Below are 21,065 nucleotides of genomic sequence, written 5' to 3'. Positions count from 1 at the left end.
CACTGGCCGAGATGCGTCAGCCCAGGCCCCGTTCCGGCTTTGCCATCGGTGATGGAATTAAGTTACATTACGGCATCCCTTTGCGGAGGACCATGAGTTTCGATCTTGTCCTGTTTGGCGGCACCGGCGACCTGGCCTGGCGCAAGCTGATGCCCGCCCTGTTCCAGGCCTTCCGCCATGGCACCCTGCCAGCCGACGGCCGCATCATCGGCGTGGCGCGCGACGACCTGAGCGACGACCAGTACCGCGCGCTGATCCAGTCCCGCTTCGAAGCCGTGGAAGGCGCCAAGCGGCCGAGCGCGGAAGAGTTTGCGCGCTTTGGAGCCCTGCTGCATTTCCTGCGCATGGACCTGTCCAAGCCCGACGACTACGCCCGCCTGGCGGCCAGCCTGAAGCAGCGCAATGCCGACACCGTGGTGATGTACGTGGCCACCGCGCCGGCGCTGTTCACCGCGGTCTGCGAGCAGATCGCCGCCGCCGGGCTGAACGGGCCGCACACCCGCGTGGTGCTCGAGAAGCCGCTCGGCCACGACCTCGCCTCCAACCGCGCCATCAATGACACGGTGCGCCGCTGCCTGGGCGAGCGGCAGGTGTTCCGCATCGACCACTACCTGGGCAAGCCCTCGGTGCAGAACCTGTTCGCGCTGCGCTTCGGCAACGCGCTGTTCGAGCCGCTGTGGCGGCGCGAGACCATTGCCAACATCCAGATCACCATCGCCGAAGACCTCGGCGTGGAAAAGCGCGGCGCCTTCTACGACAGCACCGGCGCGCTGCGCGACATGGTGCAGAACCACGCGCTGCAGCTGCTGTGCGCCATCGGCATGGAGCCGCCGATCAACGCGCACGCCGACGCCATCCGCGACGAGAAGCTCAAGGTGCTGCGCTCGCTCAAGCCCTGGACGCCCGAGAGCCTGTCGCAGCACGTGGTGCGCGGCCGGTACCAGGCCGGCACCGTCCACGGCGGGCGCGTGGCCGGCTACCTGGAGGAGCCGGGCGTCGACTCGCACAGCCGCACCGAGACCTTCGTGGCGCTGCGCACCGAGATCGCCAATTGGCGCTGGGCCGGCGTGCCCTTCTACATCCGCACCGGCAAGCGGCTGGCCGGGCGCGACGCGCGCATCGAGGTCAACTTCCGCCCCGCGCCGCATGCCATCTTCACCTCGCCGCTGGGCTCGGCCAACCGGCTGGTGATCAAGCTGCAGCCGCAGGACGGGCTGGAGCTGCATCTGCTGGCCCAGGGCCAGGACAACCGGCGCAACGCCCAGGCGCTGGCGCCGGTGCAGCTGGACCTGGATTTCGACAAGCGCTTCGGCACCGAGCGCGTGGGCGCCTACGAGCGGCTGCTGCTGGACGTGATCGACGGCCGGCTGAACCTGTTCGTGCGCAGCGACGAGCAGGAGGAAGCCTGGCGCTGGGTCGAGCCGATCCTGGACGCCTGGCGCAGCGACACCCAGGGCCCGCGCCCCTATGCGGCCGGCACCTGGGGACCGAGTGCCGCCAGCGCGATGATCGCGCGCGATGGCTACTGTTGGAGCGAGGAATGTTGAGCCCCCCTGAGGCGCTTCGCGCCATCCCCCCCAAGGGGGGACGCCACCGGCGGCCCGGCGAAGCCGGTTCCGCGGTGGCCCTGGGCTCGCATCATCTCGCGCCCACGCCCTTGCACCCAAAAGGAAAGCGAGCCTGACCATGCTGGACCGTATCAAGGCATCGCTTCCCTCGCTGGCGCCGGCCGAGCAGCGCGTTGGCCGGCTGGTGCTGACCGACCCGCGCGCCTTCGCCAACCTGCCGGTGAGCGAGCTGGCCGACCGCGCCCACGTGAGCAAGCCCACCGTGGTGCGGTTTTGCCGCAGCATGGGCTACGACGGCCTGTCGGATTTCAAGCTCAAGCTCGCGGGCAGCGTGAGCGAGGGCGTGCCCTTCATCCACCGCAGCGTGGACGTGGACGACAAGACCGGCGACGTGCTGGTGAAGGTGATCGACAACACGGTGGCGGCCTTTCTCAAGTACCGCAACGACGCCTCGACCTTCGCCATCGAGCGCGCCGCCGAGGCGCTGGCCTCCACCCACAAGACGGGCAAGCGCATCGAGTTCTTCGGCGCGGGCAACTCGGGCATCGTGGCGCAGGACGCGCAGCACAAGTTCTTCCGCCTGGGCGTCAACACCATCGCCTACAGCGACGGCCACATGCAGGTGATGAGCGCCTCGCTGCTCGGCCCGGGCGACTGCGTGGTGATCATCTCGAACTCGGGCCGCACGCGCGACCTGATGGACGCGGCCGACATCGCGCGCAAGAACGGCGCCACCACCATCGTCATCACTGCCAGCGGCTCGCCGCTGGCCTCGGCCGGCCAGATCCACCTGGCGGCCGACCACCCCGAGGGCTACGACCGCTACAGCCCCATGGTGTCGCGCCTGCTGCACCTGATGATCATCGACGTGCTGGCCACCTGCGTGGCGCTGCGCATCGGCAGCAAGCTGCAGCCGCTGCTCAAGGAAATGAAGAACAACCTCAGGAACAAGCGCTACGCCTGAGCCGTTTCAGGCGCCGCGGGCGCTCTGGGACCGATTTTCAGCATCAAATCAGCCTGATGTCCAGGTGCAGCGGTTCTTTTTAGCTATATTTTTGATAGCAATCCTCAGACCCGGCCCTCTTCCACCGCGTGGCAGGCGACCTTCACGCCGTGCAGCGCCAGCAGCACCGGGCGCTCGGACTTGCAGCGCGCGTTGGCCTGCGGGCAGCGCGGATGGAAGGCGCAGCCCGTGGGCGGGTTCAGCGGGTTCGGCACCTCGCCCTGCACCGGCGTGCGGGCCCGCCCGGTGTCGTGCATCTTCGGAATCGCGTCGAGCAGCATGCGGGTGTAGGGATGCCGCGGCTGGGCGAACAGCGCCTGCTTGGGTGCCAGCTCGACCAGGCGCCCGAGGTACATCACGCCCACCTGGTCGCTCACATGGCGCACCACCGCGAGGTTGTGCGAGATGAACAGGTAGGTCAGGCCGCGCTCGCGCTGCAGGTCCTTCATGATGTTGAGCACCTGGGCCTGCACGCTGACGTCGAGCGCCGAGGTCGGCTCGTCGCACACCAGGAACTCGGGTTCGGTGGCCAGCGCGCGGGCGATCGAGATGCGCTGGCGCTGGCCGCCGGAGAACTGGTGCGGGTATTTCACCCGGTCCTGGGCCGACAGGCCCACGGACTGCAGCAGCTCTTCGACGCGCGTGCGCAGCGCGTTCGCGTCGGTGATCAGGCCATGCTCCCGCAGCGGCTCGCCCACGATGTCTTCCACGATCCAGCGCGGGTTCAGGCTGGCATAGGGGTCCTGGAAGATCATCTGGATGCGCCGGCGCAGCTGGCGGCCCTCGGAGGTCTTGAACGCCGCATGCGCGTCCACGCCGTCGAACGTCAGGCTGCCGCGCGTGGGCTCGTAGAGGCCGACCAGCAGCCGCGCCACGGTGCTCTTGCCGCAGCCGGATTCACCCACCAGCGCCAGCGTCTGGCCTTTCTCGATCTCGAAGCTCACGCCGTCGACGGCGTGCAGCGTCAGCCGGGGCTTGCGCTCGAGCACGCGGTTGAGCCAGGGCGGCGACACATCGAAGGTCTTGGCCAGATCGTGGGCCTGCACCAGGGGCGTCTTCATGCGGCACCCCACTCGTGCAGCCAGCAGGCCGCGCGCGTGGCGCCGGCGTCGAGCAGGTCGGGCCGCTCGGCCTTGCAGCGGTCGAACACCCGGGGGCAGCGCGGGTTGAAGGCACAGCCCTGCGGGATGGCGTTCAGGCGCGGCATGGTGCCGTCGATCTGGTAGAGGCGTTCGCGGTCGATGGCCATGTCGGGAATCGCGGCCATCAGGCCCGCGGTGTAGGGATGGGCCGGCTGGTTGATGACCTCGTGCACCGGGCCGATTTCCGCCAGGCGCCCGGCATAGAGCACGGCCACGCGGTCGCAGGTCTCGGCGATCACGCCCATGTCGTGCGTGATCAGCATGACGGCGGCGCCGCGCTCCCGGCAGATGGTCTTGAGCAGCGTGATGATCTGCGCCTGGATCGAGACGTCGAGCGCCGTGGTCGGCTCGTCGGCCACGATCAGCTTGGGCTCGGCGGCCAGCGCCAGGGCGATCACCACGCGCTGTCGCATGCCGCCGCTGAACTGGTGCGGGTAGTGGTCGATGCGCTGCTCGGCGGCGGGAATGCCGGTGTCCTGCAGCAGGCCGATGGCGCGCCGGCGGGCCTCGGCCGCGCTCACGGGCAGGTGCGTCTGGATGGTTTCCACCAGCTGGCGGCCCACGGTGTACAGCGGGTTCAGCGAGGTCAGCGGGTCCTGGAAGATGGCGCCGATGCGGCGGCCGCGGATGTGGCGCATCTGCTCGTAGCCGAGGTTGTCGATGCGCTGGCCTTCGAGCAGGATCTGCCCGCCGGCCACCCGCCCGGGCGGCTCCAGCAGGCCGATGATGGCCGCGCCGGTGAGCGACTTGCCGGCCCCCGACTCTCCCACCACACCCAGGATCTCGCCGGGCGCGATGCTGAAGGAGACATCATCGAGCGCACGCAGCGTGCCGCGGCGGTTCGGAAATTCAACGACGAGATTCTTGACTTCGAGCAGGCTCATGGGAAACAGGCGCTCAGCGCAGCCGGGGGTTGAGCGCGTCGCGCAGCCAGTCGCCCAGCAGGTTCACGCTCAGGGCGATCAACACCAGCATCAGGCCCGGGAAGATGGTGATCCACCACTCGCCGGCGAACAGGTACTTGTTGCCGATGCTGATCAGCGTGCCCAGCGAGGGCGAGGTCGGCGGCACGCCGACACCGAGAAAGGACAGCGTGGCCTCGGTGATGATGGCCGTGGCCACCTGGATGGTGGCCAGCACCATCACCGGCCCCATGACGTTGGGCAGCACATGGCGCAGCATGATGCGCAGCGGCGCCACGCCCGTCACGCGGGCGGCCTGCACATACTCCTTGTTGCGCTCCACCAGGGTGGAGCCGCGCACGGTGCGCGCGTACTGCACCCAGCCGGCGCTGCCGGCCAGGGCGATGGACAGGATGAGCACGCCGAAGGCGACGCCCTCATGGGAGTCCGGGAACAAGGCACGCCCCACGCCGGCGATGAGCAGGGCCACGAGGATGGCCGGAAACGAGGCCACCACGTCGCACAGCCGCATCAGGAAGGCATCGATCCAGTTGCCTGCGAAGCCGGAGATCAGGCCGAGCACCACGCCGATCAGCATGGACAGCACGACCGAGGCCGCGCCGACGATGAGCGAGATGCGGGCGCCGTACATGAGCGCGGACAGGATGTCGCGCCCCTGGTCGTCGGTGCCCAGCAGGTACTTGGTCGTGCCGCCCGCGCTCCAGGCCGGCGGCAGGCTGGCATCGCTGAGCTCGAGCGTCGCCAGATCGAACGGATTGTGCGGCGCGATCCAGCCGGCAAACACCGAACAGAAGATGCAGATGAAGGCAATGACGGCCGCCAGGATCGCCACGGGCGAGTGGCGAAAGCTGTAGCCGACATCGCTGTCCAGCCAGCGCGCGAGTAGTTTTTTCATCGTGAGAGGAGAAGGAGGACCGGAGCGTCCCGGCAGCGGCCCGATCGGGCCGCATGCCGGCGCACCTCAGGTGCGCGGTCCGATCGCCATTACTTGACGCTGATCCACTTGAAGTCGAGGAAGTTGTCGGCGCGCTGCACGACGTCGAGCTTCTTGTTCAGGCCCCAGGCCAGGGTCTGCTGGTGCAGCGGCAGGTGGCCGATGTCGTTGGCGTGGAGCTCGAACGCCTCCTTGATCATGGCGGTGCGCTTGGCCTTGTCGGTCTCGGACTGGATCTTCTTGGTCAGCTCGTCGACCTTGGGATTGCAGTAGGAGCCCAGGTTGAACTGGCCGGCGCCCTTGTCGTCCACGCAGGCCATCAGGGCGTTCAGCGCGTTGTGGGCGTCATAGGTCGCGGGCGTCCAGCCCAGCATGTAGAAGCTGGTGTCGCGGCGCAGGATCTTGGGGAAGTAGGTGTTCTTGGTTTCCACCGCCAGGTTGATCTTGACGCCGATGCGCGCGAGATTGGCCGCCACCGTCTGGCAGATGCGGCCGTCATTGACGTAGCGGTCGTTCGGGCAGTTCATCGTGACCTCGAAACCGTTCGGATAGCCGGCGTCGGTCAGCAGCTTCTTGGCGGCATCGGGATCGTAGGGCAGGCGCTTGTCCTGCTCGGCGGTCCAGCCGTTGATGCCGGGGCCGACCATCAGCGCCGTGGGACGCGAGGCGCCGCGCATCACGGTGCGCTGGATGCCGGCGATGTCGATCGCCTGGTAGAAGGCCTGGCGCACGCGCTTGTCCTTGAACGGGTTCTTGCCCTTGACGCTGGAGAACAGCAGTTCGTCGCGCTTCTGGTCCATGCCCAGGAAGATGGTGCGCAGCTCGGGGCCGGTCAGCACCTTGTTGGTGGGCGAGGCATTGACGCGCTCAATGTCCTGCACCGGCACGGGCTCCATCAGATCCACCTCGCCCGACAGCAGGGCCGCCACGCGCGTGGCGTCGTTGCCGATCGGGGTGAACACGACTTCCTGGACGTTGCCCTCGATCTTGCCCCAGTAGCTGCCGTTGCGCACGAAGGTGGTTTTCACGTTCGGCTGGCGCTCGCGCACGCGGTAGGGGCCGGTGCCATTGGCGCGGAAGGACGCGGCATTTTCAATGCCCTTGCGGCGGTCCACGGGCTTGGTGGCCTGGTTGGTCTCGCACCACTTCTTGCTCATGATGTAGACCAGCGACAGCACGTCGGGCAGGATCGGGAACGGCGTGAGGGTTTCGATGTCAACCGTGTGGTCGTTGACCTTGCGCACTTCCTTGATGTCGTTGGTGTAGCTCTTCATGTCGGAGCCATCGCCAGTGGCGCGCGCCAGGCTGAACAGCACGTCGTCGGCGGTGAACGGGGTGCCGTCATGGAACAGCACGCCCTTGCGCAGCTCGAAACGCCAGACCGTGGGCGAGGTCTGCTTCCACGAGGTGGCCAGCGCGGGCGTGAGGCCCAGCTTCTTGTCGTGGCCGACCAGCCCTTCGTAGGCATTGCCCGTCACGCTCAGCTGCAGCGATTCGTTGAGCGAGTGCGGGTCCAGCGACATCGTGTCGCCCTGGTTGGCGATCCGCACCGTCTGGGCGTTTGCGACAAAAGCTGTCGCAGACAAGGCCAGCAAGACGCCGACAGCGAGATGATTGGGCTTGAACTTCATTGGATGGCTCCTCATAAAAATGAATCAGCGGGCAACACCCGCCGGCGACGCCGCCTCCAGCGGCATGAACTGCTCGGCCAGCCCGGCATGCAAGGCCGAGCCCAGGGGCAGAATCTCGTCATTGAAGTCGTAGCGGCTGTTGTGCAGAAAGCAACTGCCCTCGCCGCCCTGGCCGATGCGCAGGTAGGCGCCCGGCTTGACCTGCAGCATGAACGAAAAATCTTCCGCGCCCATGCTGGGTTCCATGTCGCGCACTACATGCTCCTCGCCCACCAGCGACTGCGCCACCTCGGCGGCGAACGCCGCTTCGCGCTCGGAGTTGATGGTGGCGGGATAGATGCGCTCGTATTTCATCGTGGCCGAGGCGCCGAAGCCCAGGGCCACGGCGCTGCACAGCTCGTGCAGGCGGCGCTCCACCAGGTCCTGCACATCGGGATTGAAGGTGCGCACGGTGCCCACCAGCGTGGCCTTGCCCGGCACGACGCTCATGGCGCCCAGGTCGCCGGCCTGCATCGCGCACAGGCTGATCACGGCGCTGTCGATCGGCCGCACATTGCGCGAGACGATGCTCTGCACCGCGGTGATGATGTGGGCCGTCACCACCACCGGATCGACCGTGAGGTAGGCGTGCGCACCGTGTCCGCCGCGGCCGGTGACCTCGATCGTGATGCGGTCGGCGGCGGCCATCATGGGCCCCGGGTTCACGCCCACCATGCCGGGCCGCATGGCCGGCCAGTTGTGCATGCCGAAGACCGCCTGCACCGGAAAGCGCTTGAACAGGCCGTCTTCGATCATGGCCTTGGCACCGGCAAAGCCCTCTTCGCCGGGCTGAAAGATCAGCACGGCCGTACCGTCGAAATGGCGGGTTTCGGCCAGGTAGCGCGCAGCGCCCACCAGCATGGTGGTGTGGCCATCGTGGCCGCAGCCGTGCATCATGCCGGCCTTGGTGGATTTCCAGGCGAAATCGTTGTGTTCCGTCATGGTCAGGGCGTCCATGTCGGCGCGCAGGCCGATCATCCGGCCGCTGCTCTGGCTCCGCCCCTTGATCACGGCCACGACGCCGGTCTTGCCGATGCCGTCATGCACTTCGTCGACGCCGCACAGCCTGAGCGCTTCCTTGACGCGCGCCGAGGTGTAGACCTCCTCGAAACCGAGTTCGGGATGCGCGTGCAGGTCGCGGCGCAGCGCCGTGAGTTCCGGATGGAACGCCGCGATATGGGCGAAGGCGCGGCCATTGGCCTTGAAACGCGCAGGAGAAGCGGGAGCCAGCATCAATGACCTCCTGCCTTGCCCACGCGCAGGCGCGGGTCCACGGCAAAGTACAGCAGATCCACGACCAGATTGATGATCACGAAGATCAGGGCCATCAGGCACAGATAGGCCGACATCACAGGAATGTCCGCGAACGTCACCGCCTGGATGAACAGCAGGCCCAGGCCGGGCCACTGGAACACGGTTTCGGTGATGATGGAAAAGGCGATCAGCGTGCCGAGCTGCAGCCCGGTGATGGTGATCACCGGCACCAGCGTGTTCTTGAGCGCGTGGCCGAAATGGATGGCCCGGTTGCTCAGGCCGCGCGCCCGCGCGAACTTGATGTAGTCGGTGCGCAGCACCTCCAGCATCTCCGAACGCACCAGCCGCATGATGAGCGTGAGCTGGAAAATCGCCAGCGTCACCGCCGGCAGGACGACGTGATGCCAGCCCTTGAGGGTGAGCAGGCCGCTGCTCCAGGAGCCGATCATCACCACATCGCCGCGCCCGAAACTCGGAAACCAGTGCAGCCCCACGGCAAAGCCCAGAATCAGCAGGATGCCGATCAGGAAGGTCGGCAGCGAGACCCCCAGCAGGGACAGCGTCATGAACACCTGGCTCATCACCGTGCCGCGCCGCAGCGCCACATACACCCCCATCGGAATGCCCAGCAACACCGCCAGCAGCGCCGCCACCAGCGCCAGTTCCAGCGTGGCAGGCAGGCGCTCGACGATCAGCCGCGACACCTTGGCTCCCTGGCGCAGGCTGAGACCGAATTCACCCTGCGCCGCATTGAGCAGGAAATGCCAGAACTGCACGAAAAAGGGCTTGTCCAGCCCCAGATCGACGCGCATCTGCGCGATCTGGTCCGGCTTGGCATCCTGCCCCAGCAGAAACACCACCGGATCACCGACATACTGGAACAGCATGAAGGCAATGAAGGCCACCACGACCATCACGATCACGGCTTGAATCAGGCGACGCAGGATGAAGGCAAACATTCAGATTGGCACAAGTAAGGGCGCATGCTAGCAGAGCAAGCACCGTGCCGACACGGGGGTTTCCTTGGATAAAGTCGCGGGCAGGACCGCTGTCCGCAGAGCCTCGCCAGGGCCGGCAGGCCGCGGCTTTTCGCCAAGCCCCTCGCCTTCACCGAAAGGACTTCCGTTTGCTGCGGCACCCGTTCATAGGCGGCAGGCGCTGTTGCCCCTACATCAGTTCGCGAGCGCCGCCGTCGACGCCGGCATCAGGCGCACCGGGCCATACCAGGCCCGTGCCGTGGTGCGCGTGTTGTCGGTATCGGTCATGATGCCGATGCCAACCAGCGCCCCCGGCGCTTCGCCAAAGGCTTTCTCGTAGTCCGCCCGGATGTCGCGCTCGTAGTCGAGCCACCGGTTGAGTTTTTTCGGCCCCGACTCCATCACCAGCTTGCGGATGCGGTCGGTGCGCGGATTGATGATGACGCTGCCCGGCTCCTGCTTGTTGCACCACACGTACATCAGCGTGGCGTAGGGCATTTCCTCACCGGTCAGCAGATGGGCCAGCTCCGACAGCATGGCGTTCTTGGCCGAGAACTTCGAGCGATCTCCCTCGAAAGCCAGCACGATGCGCACCGGCGAGTCGTCCGTTTCGCGCTGGGACATGTCGGCCTCCGCGATCAGCGCCGGCACCTTCCAGGAAAAACGGACCTGGCCCAGGGCCTCCGGCTCGATCCGCACGGCATGCCGCAGCATGCTGGCCGAGGACACCGCCGTCACGGCCATGGCATCGCGCCCGTCCATGCGCATGTAGGAGAACTGTGTGGGCTGCTTGCCCGGCAGCTTGTAATGCTGCCATTGCGGCGATGCATCCCGCGTGCTGGCAGAAGCCAACGCCCAGGGCGTGGCGGTCACAGCGGCTCCGTCAGCAGGCTTGGGCGCCGACGAGCACGCCGCCAACTGAAGCAGCACCGAAAAAACCAGCAGCCATCCACAACCATGAACCATGCGCACACAACACCCCACAGAAACGAGCAATCCCTGCCATGGCGCCGTTGCTTCTGCTTGCCGTTTTTGCGCTCTCACTCAAAAGAAAAAATCCGCCAGGCCCGAAGGCTTGGCGGATTTCAAGATTCTCATCACAGCTGGCACTAGGCCAGCAAGTGATTAGAAGTTGTGGCGCAGGCCGATGTCCAGACCAGACGAGCTGGTGCCGGTCGCGCTCGCTCCGAGGCCGGTGAAGAAGACCGCGCCCACGCCAGCGTCGTTGGAAACGCGGGAGTAGGTCGTGTAAACAGCGGTACGCTTGGACAGGTTGTACACATAGCCGACAGCGAACTGGGAACCCTTCGGGGTGCCAGCGGCGCCATCAAGCTTGGCGCGGCCGTAGGAAGCCTTGATCTCGCCAGCGCCAACCGGCACGGAACCACCCAGCATCCAGGCCGAGTTCTTGGTGAAGCCACCGAGGCCAGTAGCGTTACCCAGCTTTTCCTGACCCCACTGACCCATCAGCGTGAAGCTACCAAAGTTGTAGGAGCCTGCGATGCTCTGGTCTTTGTAGTCGTTCCGGGCCAGAACCTTGGTTTGACCATAGCTGTAGGCCACGTTGACCGGGCCGTTAGCGTAGCCGAGACGCAGGCCGGTGTAACGGCCGTCGCTGGAGTTGGCAGCGTTGGAGTTGTTCTCACCCATAGCGTACATGAACTGGCCATAGAAGCCGCCCAGGTTGCCCGGCAGGAAGTAGCCGATGCTGTTGGAAGCACGAGTGGTGGTCTGGATCCCGTTGGAGTTACCCAGCTTCAGACGCAGGTTCGTGGCTGCGCCCGAACCCACGGTGCCGAACGGATCGAACACGGTGTGGTTCCAGAACGACGGAACATAGTCACGGCCCAGACGCAGTTCACCGAAGTTGCCAGCCAAGCTGACGGTCGAACGACGCTGGAAGGACAGGCCGCCGCCGTTGGCAGCGCCGGCAGCTTGGTTGTTGAGGCTGGGGCCAGCCTGACCAGAGCCGTCGTCATAGTTCATGCCGGCTTCGAGCCAGAAGCTGGCGGACATGCCACCACCGAGGTCTTCGGTGCCGCGGAAGCCCAGGCGGCTGGAGCTGTTCAGGCCGGTGCCCATCTTGAGAACGGAGCCGCTGCCGTCAGCGCGAACGCTTTGCAGGCCAACGTCAACCACGCCGAACAGGGTCACGGAAGATTGAGCAGAAGCGGCGCCAGCAGCAGCCAGCACAGCCAGAGCAATCAGAGATTTTTTCATTGCAAGTTTCTCCAAGGTTAAACATAGGGCTCCGGTGCGAAGGGCTCATGTGAGAGTTGCAAGCAACATTTCTCGATATGCTCCCGCCGGTTCCCCGGGCCAACCTCCTTTTGGGAAGTTGTCGTTATTGCACCAGAGCCGGCCTTCTTTCGCAAAGGAATTAACCGGGAAACTGCCATTCCGTTGCACCCCTGCAACAACTTGCAGAGCAGACGTGGGACCTGCACCACAGATTGATGCAGTCACTATTTCGGCAAAATCCAAGCAAAAATCGTACCCAAATCACCCACTTTCCTCTGCTGCGGCAGAATGCCAAGATATTGATCTCCTCCCCGGCCACCCGTATCGCATCATGAGCCACCCCTTGGATCCCCTCCTTACCGCCGCCGATGCGGCATTGCGCACCCTGTTTGCCACGCCCAAGGCCAGCCAGCCCTGCCCCACGCTGCCGGCCGAGCCCAGTTCGCTGGAGGCGCGCGAGAAGCGGGAAGCGGGGGCGCTGATGCGGGTCAACCATGTGGGCGAGGTTTGCGCCCAGGCGCTGTACACGGCGCAGGCCCTGGCCACCCGGGATCCCGCGTTGCGGACGCAGATGGAACAGGCTGCGCGCGAGGAAACCGACCATCTGGCCTGGACCCAGACGCGGCTGGAGGAACTGGGCGACCGCCCATCCCTGCTGAACCCGCTCTGGTATGCCGGCGCCTTCGGCCTGGGCTTGCTGGCCGGGCGGCTGGGCGACCGGGTCAGCCTGGGTTTCGTGGTGGAAACGGAAAAACAGGTGGAAGCGCACCTTCAGAGCCATCTGGAACGCCTGCCCGCCGCCGACCACGCCTCGCGCGCCATCGTCGCGCAGATGAAGGACGACGAGGCCCGGCATGCCGCACAGGCGCTCGACGCCGGCGCGCTGGAACTGCCGCCGCCCGCCAAGGCCCTGATGAGGGCGGCAGCCAAGGTCATGACGACCACGGCGCACTATATCTAGCGCCTCCAAAACAGACTGGTCACACCCCGGTCGCTATTTAATTGATAGCACCAGACGACCGTGCGACAAGGACCTTTGGCACTTTCAGGCCTCAATCACCTCGAAACCGGTCGTGATGTCGGCCGTCTTGCCCAGCATGATGCTGGCCGAGCAGTACTTGTCGTGGCTCATGGCGATGGCACGCTCCACGGCCGCTGCGGGAATGCCCCGGCCGGTCACCGTGAAATGCATATGGATCTTGGTGAACACCTTGGGATCGGCCTCCGCCCGCTCGGTGGTGAGCTTGACGCTGCAGCCCCGCACCTCATGGCGCCCGCGCTTGAGGATCAGCACCACGTCATAGGCCGTGCAGCCGCCGGTGCCGGCCAGCACGGTCTCCATCGGCCGGGGCGCGAGGTTGGCGCCGCCGCCGTCGGGCGCGCCGTCCATCGCCAGCGTATGCCCGCTCCCGGTTTCCGCCAGAAAACTCATGCCCGAGCGCGAGCCCGTCGCGCCCGTCCAACTCACCGTGCATTCCATCATTTCATCACACCTTTATCAAAATCTCTTTGCGAGAATAAATTCAGCTAATAGAGCCGCAAGAGTCTCAAGTTGAGACAGCTCTCATGTTGCATTGCAGCAAGTTTGGCTATACTGCACTCATCGCATATTTTCATGCACCGGTTGTCTCCTCCACCCTCCTCCTTTGGTGGATTTAGCCCCGAATCGCAAGATTCGGGGCTTTTTTCTTGGGTCGCTATCATCAGCCGTTCATGAAAAAGCACCTCCAACCCGCCGACTACCTCAAGAAGATCCTGACCGCCCGCGTCTATGACGTGGCCGTGGAGTCCAGCCTGGAGCCCGCGAAGAACCTGAGCCGCCGCCTGCACAACAAGGTCCTGCTCAAGCGCGAGGACCAGCAGCCCGTGTTCAGCTTCAAGCTGCGCGGCGCCTACAACAAGATGGTGCAGCTGACGCCGGAGCAGCTCCAGAAGGGCGTGATCTGCGCTTCCGCCGGCAACCACGCGCAGGGCGTGGCGCTGGGCGCCCACAAGCTCGGCACGCGCGCCGTGATCGTGATGCCGGTCACCACGCCGCAGGTCAAGATCGACGCGGTCAAGGCGCTGGGCGGCGAGGTCGTTCTGCACGGCGACAGCTATTCGGACGCCTACCAGCATTCGACCGAACTGGAGCAGCAGCAGGGCCTGACCTTCGTGCACCCGTTCGACGACCCCGACGTGATCGCGGGCCAGGGCACGATCGCCATGGAAATCCTGCGCCAGCACCAGGGCCCGCTGCATGCCGTGTTCGTCGCCATCGGCGGCGGCGGGTTGATCTCGGGCGTGGCCAACTACATCAAGGCGGTGCGGCCCGAGGTCAAGGTCATCGGCGTGCAGATGAACGACTCGGACGCGATGATCCGCTCGGTCACCGCCGGCAAGCGCGTCACGCTGGCCGACGTGGGCCTGTTCTCCGACGGCACGGCCGTCAAGCTGGTGGGCGAAGAAACGTTCCGCATCAGCCGCGACCTGGTGGACGAGTTCATCACCGTCGACACCGACGCCGTGTGCGCGGCCATCAAGGACGTCTTCACCGACACCCGCAGCATCGTCGAGCCCTCGGGCGCGCTGGCGGTGGCCGCCATCAAGCAGTACGTGGCCAGCCACAAGACCAAGGGCGAGACCTATGCCGCCATCCTGTGCGGCGCCAACATGAATTTCGACCGCCTGCGCTTCGTGGCCGAGCGCGCCGAGGTCGGCGAGGAACGCGAGGCGCTGTTCGCCGTGACCATCCCCGAGGAACGCGGCAGCTTCCGGCGCTTCTGCGAGCTCATCGGCGAGCTGCCCGGCGGCCCGCGCAACGTGACCGAGTTCAACTACCGCATCAGCGACGCCGCCAGCGCCCACGTGTTCGTCGGCCTGACCACCTCGGCCCGGGGCGAGTCGCTGAAGATCGCGGCCAATTTCAGCAAGCACGGCTTCGAGGCGCTGGACCTCACGCACGACGAACTCGCCAAGGAGCACATCCGCCACATGGTTGGCGGCCACTCCGCCCTGGCGCGGGACGAGCGCCTGCTGCGCTTCGTCTTTCCCGAGCGGCCGGGCGCGCTGCTCAAGTTCCTGAGCCTGATGCGGCCGGGCTGGAACATCAGCCTGTTCCACTACCGCAACCAGGGCGCCGACTACGGCCGCATCCTGGTCGGGCTGCAGGTGCCGCCGAGTGATCACAAAGCATTCAATTCGTTTCTGGACACATTGGGTTATCCCTATGTGGAAGAAACCAACAACCCTGTTTACCGATTGTTCCTGCAGACGTAGCATGGGCCAGGCCTTGCGCTGAGCGTCCCTGCCGGGCCACCGGCACCGCGCGCCGGGCCTGGAACGGGCGCGCGGACAGGCACAGCCGCGCCGTCCTCCGCCGCCAAGAACAAAGAGGAGACAGGCCATGCTCAGACTCGGAATCGTGATCGACTCCGCGGCCGAAGTGCCGCAGGCCGTTCTGGACAATCCGCACGTGCGCCTGCTGCCCGTCAGGATCGGCATCGACGAGAAGCGCTACGTGGACGAGCGCAAGCCCGCCGCTACGCGCGACTTCAATGCCAGGCTGCTCGACCTGAGAACCGCCGAGGTCTCGCGCTCGCTGCCCCCCGACGAAGTGGAGATCCGCAAGTTCCTGCTGGAGCAGGTCTCGACCGACTTCGACCACGTGTTCGGCCTGTTCGTCGCCTCGACCCGCTCGCCCATTTTCAAGAGCGCCTTCGCGGCCGCCTCGCGCGTGATCACCGACTCGATGCCGGTGCGCATGCGCGCCGGCATCAAGGGCCCGCTGCTGGTGGAGTGCTACGACAGCCTGAACCTGTTTTCCGGCTACGGCGTGCAGGTGCTGGAAGCCCTGCGCAAGTTCGAGGCCGAGCCGCTGGTGGCCAACATCCGCACCCACCTGCAGGAGCTCAGCCGCAGCGCCTACGGCTACATGGCGCCAAGCCAGCTCGACTTCCTGCTCACCCGGGCGCGCGCCCGCGGCGACAAGAGCGTCGGCATGCTCGGCCAGGCCGCCGCCAAGATGCTGGGCATCCAGCCCGTGTTGCGGGGCTTCCAGGGCCGCACCGAAGCCGTGGCCAAGGTCCGCGGCGTGCCGGCCGTGCGCCAGCATGTGCTGAACCTGGCGCGGCGCGAGCTGGAGCGCGGGCTGCTCGCCCCGTTCGTGAACGTGAGCTACTCCGGCGACATCGCCGATGTGCAGGCCATCGACGAATACCGCGCGCTGGTACGCGAGGCCGAGGCCAAGGGCGTGCAGGTGTCGCTGCAGGAAATGTCGCCCACCAACTCGGTCAACGTGGGCGCCAACGCGCTCTCGGTCGGCTTCATCGGGCAGCCGCACGAGGCCGAGCTGTAGGCCGTGCCGGCCGGGCCGCGTTCACCGGGCCCCGCTAACATCGGCGGATGAACTTCATCCGCCACTACCTGCTGGCCGTCCAGTTCTTCACGCGCATCCCCATCACCGGGCGGCTGGCGCAGTGGACCGGCTTCAGCACCGCCATGCTGCGCGCCAGCGCCGCCCACTTTCCGGGCGTGGGCTGGCTGGTGGGCGGCGTGGCGGCCGGCGTGTATGCGCTGGTGTTCATGGCGCTGCCCGACACCCTCTTCACGCCGCTGGTGGCCGCTGTCCTCAGCACCGTGGCCAGCGTGCTCCTCACCGGCGGCTTCCACGAGGACGGGCTGGCCGACGTGGCCGACGGCCTGGGCGGCAGCGCCGACCGCCAGCGCGCGCTCGAGATCATGAAGGACTCGCGCGTCGGCGCCTTCGGCGCGATGGCGCTGATGCTGGCGCTGCTGGCCAAGGTCAGCCTGCTGGCCATGCTGGGCGCCAGCGACCTGCTGCTGGCCTGCGCCGCCTTGCTGGCCGGCCATGTGCTGTCGCGCGGCCTGCCGCTGGTGCTGATCCGCGTGCTGCCCCATGTGGGGGACGCGGCCAGCTCCAAATCCAAGCCGCTGGCCGACCAGATTTCAGGACCCGCCCTCGCCGCGGCGTTTTTATGGTGTTTTGGGGCCATGGTCCTTGTCGCGTGGACCTTGGATGCTACATTTTTCATAGCAGGCGGCGCCTGCGCCGGGCTGGCCCTGTTCTGGATGGGGCGGCTGTTCGAGCGCCGGCTGCAGGGCTTCACCGGCGATGCGCTGGGCGCCACGCAGCAAGTCTGCGAAATCGCGTTCTACCTGGGCGCGGCCTTCGCCGCCGTCTAGGGCCCGCGCTCACCCTCATGCGACTCTGGCTGATCCGCCACGCCCGGCCGCAGGTCGACAGCGGCGTCTGCTACGGCAGGCTCGACCTGCCGGCTGATGCGGCCGCCACCTCGCAGGCCGCCCACGCCCTGGCCGATGCGCTGCCGGCGGGCCTGGCCGTGATCACCTCGCCGCTGCAGCGCTGCCGGCAACTGGCCGACGCCCTGCTCGCGCGGCGCCCCGACCTGGGCGCCCGCAGCGACGCGCGGCTGGCCGAGATGGATTTCGGCGCCTGGGAAGGCCGGGCCTGGGATGCCATTCCACGCGCCGAACTCGACGCCTGGACCGGGCAGTTCGCGCAATACCGCGCCGGCGGCACCGGCGAATCAGTCCATCAGTTCATGGAGCGGGTGGCTGCCGCGCTGGAGGAGGCTCGCAGCGGCGCGCAGGACCGGGCGTGGATCACCCACGCCGGCGTCATCAAGGCCGTGGGCCTGCTGAACCAGGGGAGGGCTGGCCGTGAGCTGGAAGCCCGGGACTGGCCAGCGCAGGGGCTGGCGTGGGGGCAGTGGCAGCCGTTGCAGGTCGCACCCCAGACGCCGCCGCGCCGCCGCTGAGCGGCCGCAGCTCGAGCGTCACGGCGGCCGGGGCGTCCATGCCCGCGGCCAGCACCGCGAACCGCGCGCCCACCGACTGCAGCACATAGCCCTCGTCGACCTTGCTGCCCACCCGAAACGGCTTGGCCGGCTTGCCGTCCACGGCGATCAGCGCGACCCCGGCGCGGGACAGGCCCGCCGCCACACCCATCAGGCCGAACCGGCTCGACACGCTGGCCAGCTGCTGCGCCACGGGCGCCACGGCTTGCGTCATTCCCAGCAGGCGGGCCACGGCTTCGGCATCGGTCTGCGCCACGCTGGGCGCGACCACCGCCGCTGCCGGAGCCGTCGAGCGCCCCGTCAGCTTGAGGCCCCAATAGACCACGCAGGCCGCCGCCACCGCCCAGATGAGGAACGTGACCAGACGCAGCCGCCAGGTGCCTTGCGAGTTTGTCAACATCCGGCGATTATCATTCAGCGCAAACCAACCGATTCCGCGAGCCTCATGAAATACCTGAAACCCTTCCGACAGCGCGTGCAGCGCGGCTTCACCCTGATCGAACTCATGGTGGTGCTGGTCATCATCGGCGTGCTGGCCGCGCTGATCGTGCCCAACGTGCTGGACCGCGCCGACGACGCGCGCGCCACCGCCGCCCGCACCGACGTCAACAACCTGATGCAGGCGCTCAAGCTCTACAAGCTCGACAACCAGCGCTACCCCACGGCCGAGCAGGGTCTGCAGGCCCTGATTGCCAAGCCCACCAGCGGCCCGATCCCGTCCAACTGGAAGCCCTACCTCGAAAAGCTGCCCAACGACCCCTGGGGCCGTCCCTACCAGTACCTCAATCCCGGCGTGAAGGGCGAGATCGACGTCATGTCCTTCGGTGCCGACGGGCAGTCGGGCGGCGAAGGCAAGAATGCGGACATCGGCAGCTGGCAGTGAACCACTAGCCTCCCATCCCCGCTTGTCATGCACGCCGTGCATAGAGCAACGCCTCCTCCCCCCGAGGGCCAGCGCAGCGAGGCCCGTGCGTGGCAGCCGCGAAGCGGGCTTCGCCAGCCCGCCGGCGGCGCCCGCCCGCGCGCAGCGGTGGGGGGGTTTACCCTTCTCGAACTGCTGGTCGTGGTGTCCATCATCGCGGTGGCCACGGCCGGCGTGAGCTTCGCCCTGCGCGACTCCTCGCAGACCCAGCTCGAGCGCGACGCCCAGCGGCTGGCCGCCTTGCTCGAATCGGCCCGGGCCCAGTCGCGCGCGACCGGCGTGCCGGTGCGCTGGCGCGCCACGGCGCAGGGCTTCCGGTTCGAGGGCCTGCCCGCGCAGGCCCTGCCCGAGCGCTGGCTCGGTGCCGATACCCTCGTGAACGGCTCCGCCACCCTGCAGCTCGGCCCCGAACCCATCATCGGCCGGCAGGAAGTCGTGCTCGGCTCGCAGGCCCAGGGCGGCCGCACGCTGCGCGTGGCCACGGACGGACTGCGGCCGTTCGCCGTGACGCCGTAGAACCCCGCATGATGGCCGCGCCGCGCCCCGCACGGGGCTTCACCCTGATCGAAGTGCTGGTGGCGCTGAGCATCGTCGCCATCGCGCTTTTGGCCGGGATGCAGGCCACCAGCGCCCTGACGCACAACGCCCAGCGCCAGTCCGACACGCTGCTGGCGCACCTGTGCGCCGAAAACGAGCTGGTCAAGGTGCGCCTGTCGCGCCAGATGCCCGGCGTCGGCGACAGCAGCGGGGTCTGCGAGCAGGCCGGGCGCAGCTTCAACGTCACCGTCTCGGTGCGGCCCACCCCCAACCCCAGCTTCCGGCGCGTGGACGCGCAGGTGCTGGACGGCGCCGCGCCCGTGCTGCGGCTGTCCACCATCGTTGGAAGGTTCTAGGTGAAGCCCAACGGCGCTGCGCGAACAGAACGCGGCTTCACGCTGATCGAGCTCATGGTGGCGATCGCCGTGATGGCCCTGCTGGCGGTGCTGAGCTGGCGCGGCCTGGACGGCATGACGCGCGCGCAGGCCCAGACCCAGCTGCGGGCCGACGAGGTGCTGACCCTGCAGGCCGGCCTGGACCAGTGGGGCGCCGACCTCGACGCGATGGTGCAGCTGCCGCAGTTCGACGCCATCAACTGGGATGGCCGCGTGCTGCGCCTGACGCGGCGCAGCACCGTCTCTCCCTACGACGGCGCGCTGGTGGTGGCCTGGGCGCGCCGCAACACGGCCAGCGGCAGCCAGTGGCTGCGCTGGCAGTCGCCAGCCCTGCTCACGCGCGGCGACCTGCAGGACGCCTGGGACCGGGCGGCCCTGTGGGCGCAAAACCCCAGCGACGAAGAAAAGAAGCGCGAAGTCGCCATCGTGCCGCTGGAGCAGTGGCAGATCTTCTATTACCGCAGCGACGCCTGGACCAACCCGCTGTCCAGCGACGGCACCACCCCGCCCTCGGGCGGCACCACGCCTCCGGGCACGCCGCCCACGACCGGCACCACGACGGCCGCAGTGCCCGATGGCGTGCGGCTGGTGCTGACGCTGCCGCCGGGCCAGGCCCTGAGCGGCACGCTCGTGCGCGACTGGGTGCGGCCCATCGTGGGAGGAGGCAAGTCATGACGGGAAGCAGCCCCCATGCTGGCCGCGCCCGGGCGCAGCGCGGCGCCGCCCTGCTGGCGGCCATGCTCACCGTGACGCTGGTCGCCACCTTCGCCGCCGCCGCGCTGTGGCAGCAGTGGCGCAACGTGGAGGTGGAAACGGCCGAACGCGCGCGCGTGCAGGCCGCCTGGGTGCTGACCGGCGCGCTCGACTGGGCCCGCCTGATCCTGCGCGAGGACGCGCGCTCGGGCGGCGCCGACCACCTGGCCGAACCCTGGGCCGTGCCGCTGAAGGAGGCGCGCCTGTCGAGCTTTCTGGCCGCCGACCAGGACAAGGCGGCCGACAACACCACCGACATGCAGGACGCCTTCCTGTCGGGCCAGATCACCGACCTGCAGTCGCGCCTGAACGTGTTCAACCTGGTCAACAACAACCAGGTCTCGGAGCCGGACTTCAAGGCCTTCGCCAAGCTGTTCGAGCTGCTGGGCCTGCCGCCGCAGCAGCTGATGACGCTGGCCGGCAACCTGCGCCTGGCCCTGAGCACCGAAAGCAGCGCGGGCGCCGCCGCGCCGCTGGCGCCGCAGCGCGTGGAGCAGTTGGTCTGGCTCGGCCTGTCGCCCCAGGTCGTGGCGGTGCTGCAGCCCTACATCACGCTGCTGCCCGCGCGCACGCCGGTCAACATCAATACCGCGAGCGCGGAAGTGATCTACGCCAGCGTGCCCGGCCTCGAGCTGGCCGACGCCCAGCGCCTGGTGGCCGAGCGCGACCGCGCGCACTTTCGCACGCTGTCCGACGCGGGCAAGCTGATCGGCGACCTGGCCAGCCGCCTCAGCGAAGGCCAGCATGCCGTGGCCACGCGCTTCTTCGAGGTGTACGGGCGCCTGCGGCTGGAGCAGACCGTGGTGCAGGAGCGCTCGGTGCTGCAGCGCGACGGCATCGACGTGAAAACCCTGTGGCGCGAGCGCGGCGTGGCCGACCCCGCGGCCCAGGCCTCGCGCTGAGCCGGCCTGGCGCGTCATCGCACCT

21 protein-coding genes are annotated in these 21,065 nt (G+C 67.5%); 12 read left to right on the top strand and 9 right to left on the bottom strand.

From position 1 onward, the window contains the following. Nucleotides 1-92: 92 nt before the first annotated feature. Entirely contained in the window at nucleotides 93-1,547 is a 1,455-nt protein-coding gene (gene zwf, locus MMF98_RS17225; RefSeq protein WP_243307945.1) for a glucose-6-phosphate dehydrogenase, read from the top strand. A gap of 139 nt (nucleotides 1,548-1,686) precedes the next feature. Next, nucleotides 1,687-2,532 carry a MurR/RpiR family transcriptional regulator gene (locus MMF98_RS17220; RefSeq protein WP_243307944.1) on the top strand — a complete coding sequence of 282 codons (846 nt, stop codon included), beginning with the start codon at nucleotides 1,687-1,689 and terminating at the stop codon, nucleotides 2,530-2,532. Nucleotides 2,533-2,636: 104 nt separating this feature from the next. On the opposite strand, the gene MMF98_RS17215 is transcribed toward MMF98_RS17220, so the two are convergent. The 8 genes from MMF98_RS17215 to MMF98_RS17180 form a co-directional block, all read right to left on the bottom strand. Further along, complete coding sequence (locus tag MMF98_RS17215) at nucleotides 2,637-3,632, bottom strand: ABC transporter ATP-binding protein (protein ID WP_243307943.1); 996 nt, start codon at nucleotides 3,630-3,632, stop codon at nucleotides 2,637-2,639. Further along, nucleotides 3,629-4,597 (bottom strand): ABC transporter ATP-binding protein, encoded by a 969-nt coding sequence (locus tag MMF98_RS17210; protein ID WP_243307942.1) that lies wholly within the window; start codon nucleotides 4,595-4,597, stop codon nucleotides 3,629-3,631. Before MMF98_RS17210 ends, MMF98_RS17215 begins: the two co-directional genes overlap by 4 nt. 13 nt (nucleotides 4,598-4,610) lie before the next feature. Next, on the bottom strand, nucleotides 4,611-5,531 hold the full coding sequence (locus MMF98_RS17205) for an ABC transporter permease (RefSeq protein ID WP_243307941.1): 921 nt from the start codon (nucleotides 5,529-5,531) through the stop codon (nucleotides 4,611-4,613). An 89-nt stretch (nucleotides 5,532-5,620) separates the two neighbouring features. Continuing rightward, nucleotides 5,621-7,201: an ABC transporter substrate-binding protein gene (locus tag MMF98_RS17200; protein WP_243307940.1), complete on the bottom strand. Its 1,581-nt coding sequence runs from the start codon at nucleotides 7,199-7,201 to the stop codon at nucleotides 5,621-5,623. A 24-nt stretch (nucleotides 7,202-7,225) separates the two neighbouring features. After that, nucleotides 7,226-8,473, bottom strand: coding sequence for a M20 aminoacylase family protein (locus tag MMF98_RS17195; RefSeq protein WP_243307939.1), 1,248 nt, complete (start codon nucleotides 8,471-8,473; stop codon nucleotides 7,226-7,228). Continuing rightward, nucleotides 8,473-9,453 (bottom strand): ABC transporter permease, encoded by a 981-nt coding sequence (locus MMF98_RS17190; RefSeq protein ID WP_243307938.1) that lies wholly within the window; start codon nucleotides 9,451-9,453, stop codon nucleotides 8,473-8,475. The genes MMF98_RS17195 and MMF98_RS17190 overlap by 1 nt, the downstream gene beginning before the upstream one ends. A gap of 213 nt (nucleotides 9,454-9,666) precedes the next feature. Then, nucleotides 9,667-10,344, bottom strand: coding sequence for a DUF3047 domain-containing protein (locus MMF98_RS17185; protein ID WP_243307937.1), 678 nt, complete (start codon nucleotides 10,342-10,344; stop codon nucleotides 9,667-9,669). A gap of 252 nt (nucleotides 10,345-10,596) precedes the next feature. Next, the gene (locus tag MMF98_RS17180) at nucleotides 10,597-11,691 is read right to left on the bottom strand and encodes a porin (protein WP_243307936.1); all 1,095 of its coding nucleotides are present in this window, start codon (nucleotides 11,689-11,691) and stop codon (nucleotides 10,597-10,599) included. A gap of 352 nt (nucleotides 11,692-12,043) precedes the next feature. Between MMF98_RS17180 and coq7 the strand changes: the two genes are divergently transcribed. Further along, complete coding sequence (coq7, locus tag MMF98_RS17175) at nucleotides 12,044-12,673, top strand: 2-polyprenyl-3-methyl-6-methoxy-1,4-benzoquinone monooxygenase (protein WP_243307934.1); 630 nt, start codon at nucleotides 12,044-12,046, stop codon at nucleotides 12,671-12,673. Between the two features lie 84 nt (nucleotides 12,674-12,757). On the opposite strand, the gene MMF98_RS17170 is transcribed toward coq7, so the two are convergent. Then, nucleotides 12,758-13,192 (bottom strand): OsmC family protein, encoded by a 435-nt coding sequence (locus tag MMF98_RS17170; RefSeq protein WP_243308664.1) that lies wholly within the window; start codon nucleotides 13,190-13,192, stop codon nucleotides 12,758-12,760. 233 nt (nucleotides 13,193-13,425) lie between these two features. On the opposite strand from MMF98_RS17170, the gene ilvA reads away from it, so the two are divergent. From ilvA to gspK, 9 genes are all read left to right on the top strand, one after another. Continuing rightward, nucleotides 13,426-14,970 carry a threonine ammonia-lyase, biosynthetic gene (gene ilvA, locus MMF98_RS17165; protein ID WP_243307932.1) on the top strand — a complete coding sequence of 515 codons (1,545 nt, stop codon included), beginning with the start codon at nucleotides 13,426-13,428 and terminating at the stop codon, nucleotides 14,968-14,970. A gap of 127 nt (nucleotides 14,971-15,097) precedes the next feature. Continuing rightward, complete coding sequence (locus MMF98_RS17160; protein ID WP_243307930.1) at nucleotides 15,098-16,048, top strand: DegV family protein; 951 nt, start codon at nucleotides 15,098-15,100, stop codon at nucleotides 16,046-16,048. Nucleotides 16,049-16,095: 47 nt separating this feature from the next. Continuing rightward, a complete protein-coding gene (locus MMF98_RS17155; RefSeq protein WP_243307928.1) occupies nucleotides 16,096-16,896 on the top strand; it encodes an adenosylcobinamide-GDP ribazoletransferase in 801 nt (266 codons plus the stop codon). A gap of 17 nt (nucleotides 16,897-16,913) precedes the next feature. Then, nucleotides 16,914-17,492, top strand: coding sequence for a histidine phosphatase family protein (locus tag MMF98_RS17150; RefSeq protein WP_243307926.1), 579 nt, complete (start codon nucleotides 16,914-16,916; stop codon nucleotides 17,490-17,492). 484 nt (nucleotides 17,493-17,976) lie between these two features. Next, entirely contained in the window at nucleotides 17,977-18,414 is a 438-nt protein-coding gene (gspG, locus tag MMF98_RS17140) for a type II secretion system major pseudopilin GspG (RefSeq protein ID WP_243307924.1), read from the top strand. A 27-nt stretch (nucleotides 18,415-18,441) separates the two neighbouring features. Continuing rightward, nucleotides 18,442-18,969: a prepilin-type N-terminal cleavage/methylation domain-containing protein gene (locus MMF98_RS17135; protein ID WP_279343713.1), complete on the top strand. Its 528-nt coding sequence runs from the start codon at nucleotides 18,442-18,444 to the stop codon at nucleotides 18,967-18,969. 11 nt (nucleotides 18,970-18,980) lie between these two features. Beyond that, nucleotides 18,981-19,346, top strand: coding sequence for a type II secretion system minor pseudopilin GspI (gene gspI, locus MMF98_RS17130; protein WP_243308662.1), 366 nt, complete (start codon nucleotides 18,981-18,983; stop codon nucleotides 19,344-19,346). Between the two features lie 54 nt (nucleotides 19,347-19,400). Further along, nucleotides 19,401-20,060, top strand: coding sequence for a PulJ/GspJ family protein (locus MMF98_RS17125; RefSeq protein ID WP_243308661.1), 660 nt, complete (start codon nucleotides 19,401-19,403; stop codon nucleotides 20,058-20,060). After that, complete coding sequence (gene gspK, locus MMF98_RS17120; protein ID WP_243307923.1) at nucleotides 20,057-21,040, top strand: type II secretion system minor pseudopilin GspK; 984 nt, start codon at nucleotides 20,057-20,059, stop codon at nucleotides 21,038-21,040. Before MMF98_RS17125 ends, gspK begins: the two co-directional genes overlap by 4 nt. Nucleotides 21,041-21,065 lie beyond the last annotated feature (25 nt).

The organism is Variovorax terrae (genome assembly GCF_022809125.1).
Taxonomy (GTDB): Bacteria; Pseudomonadota; Gammaproteobacteria; order Burkholderiales; family Burkholderiaceae_C; genus Variovorax_A; species Variovorax_A terrae.
Note: the sequence above shows the minus strand (reverse complement) of the source record. Positions and strands in the feature narration are given on the sequence as shown.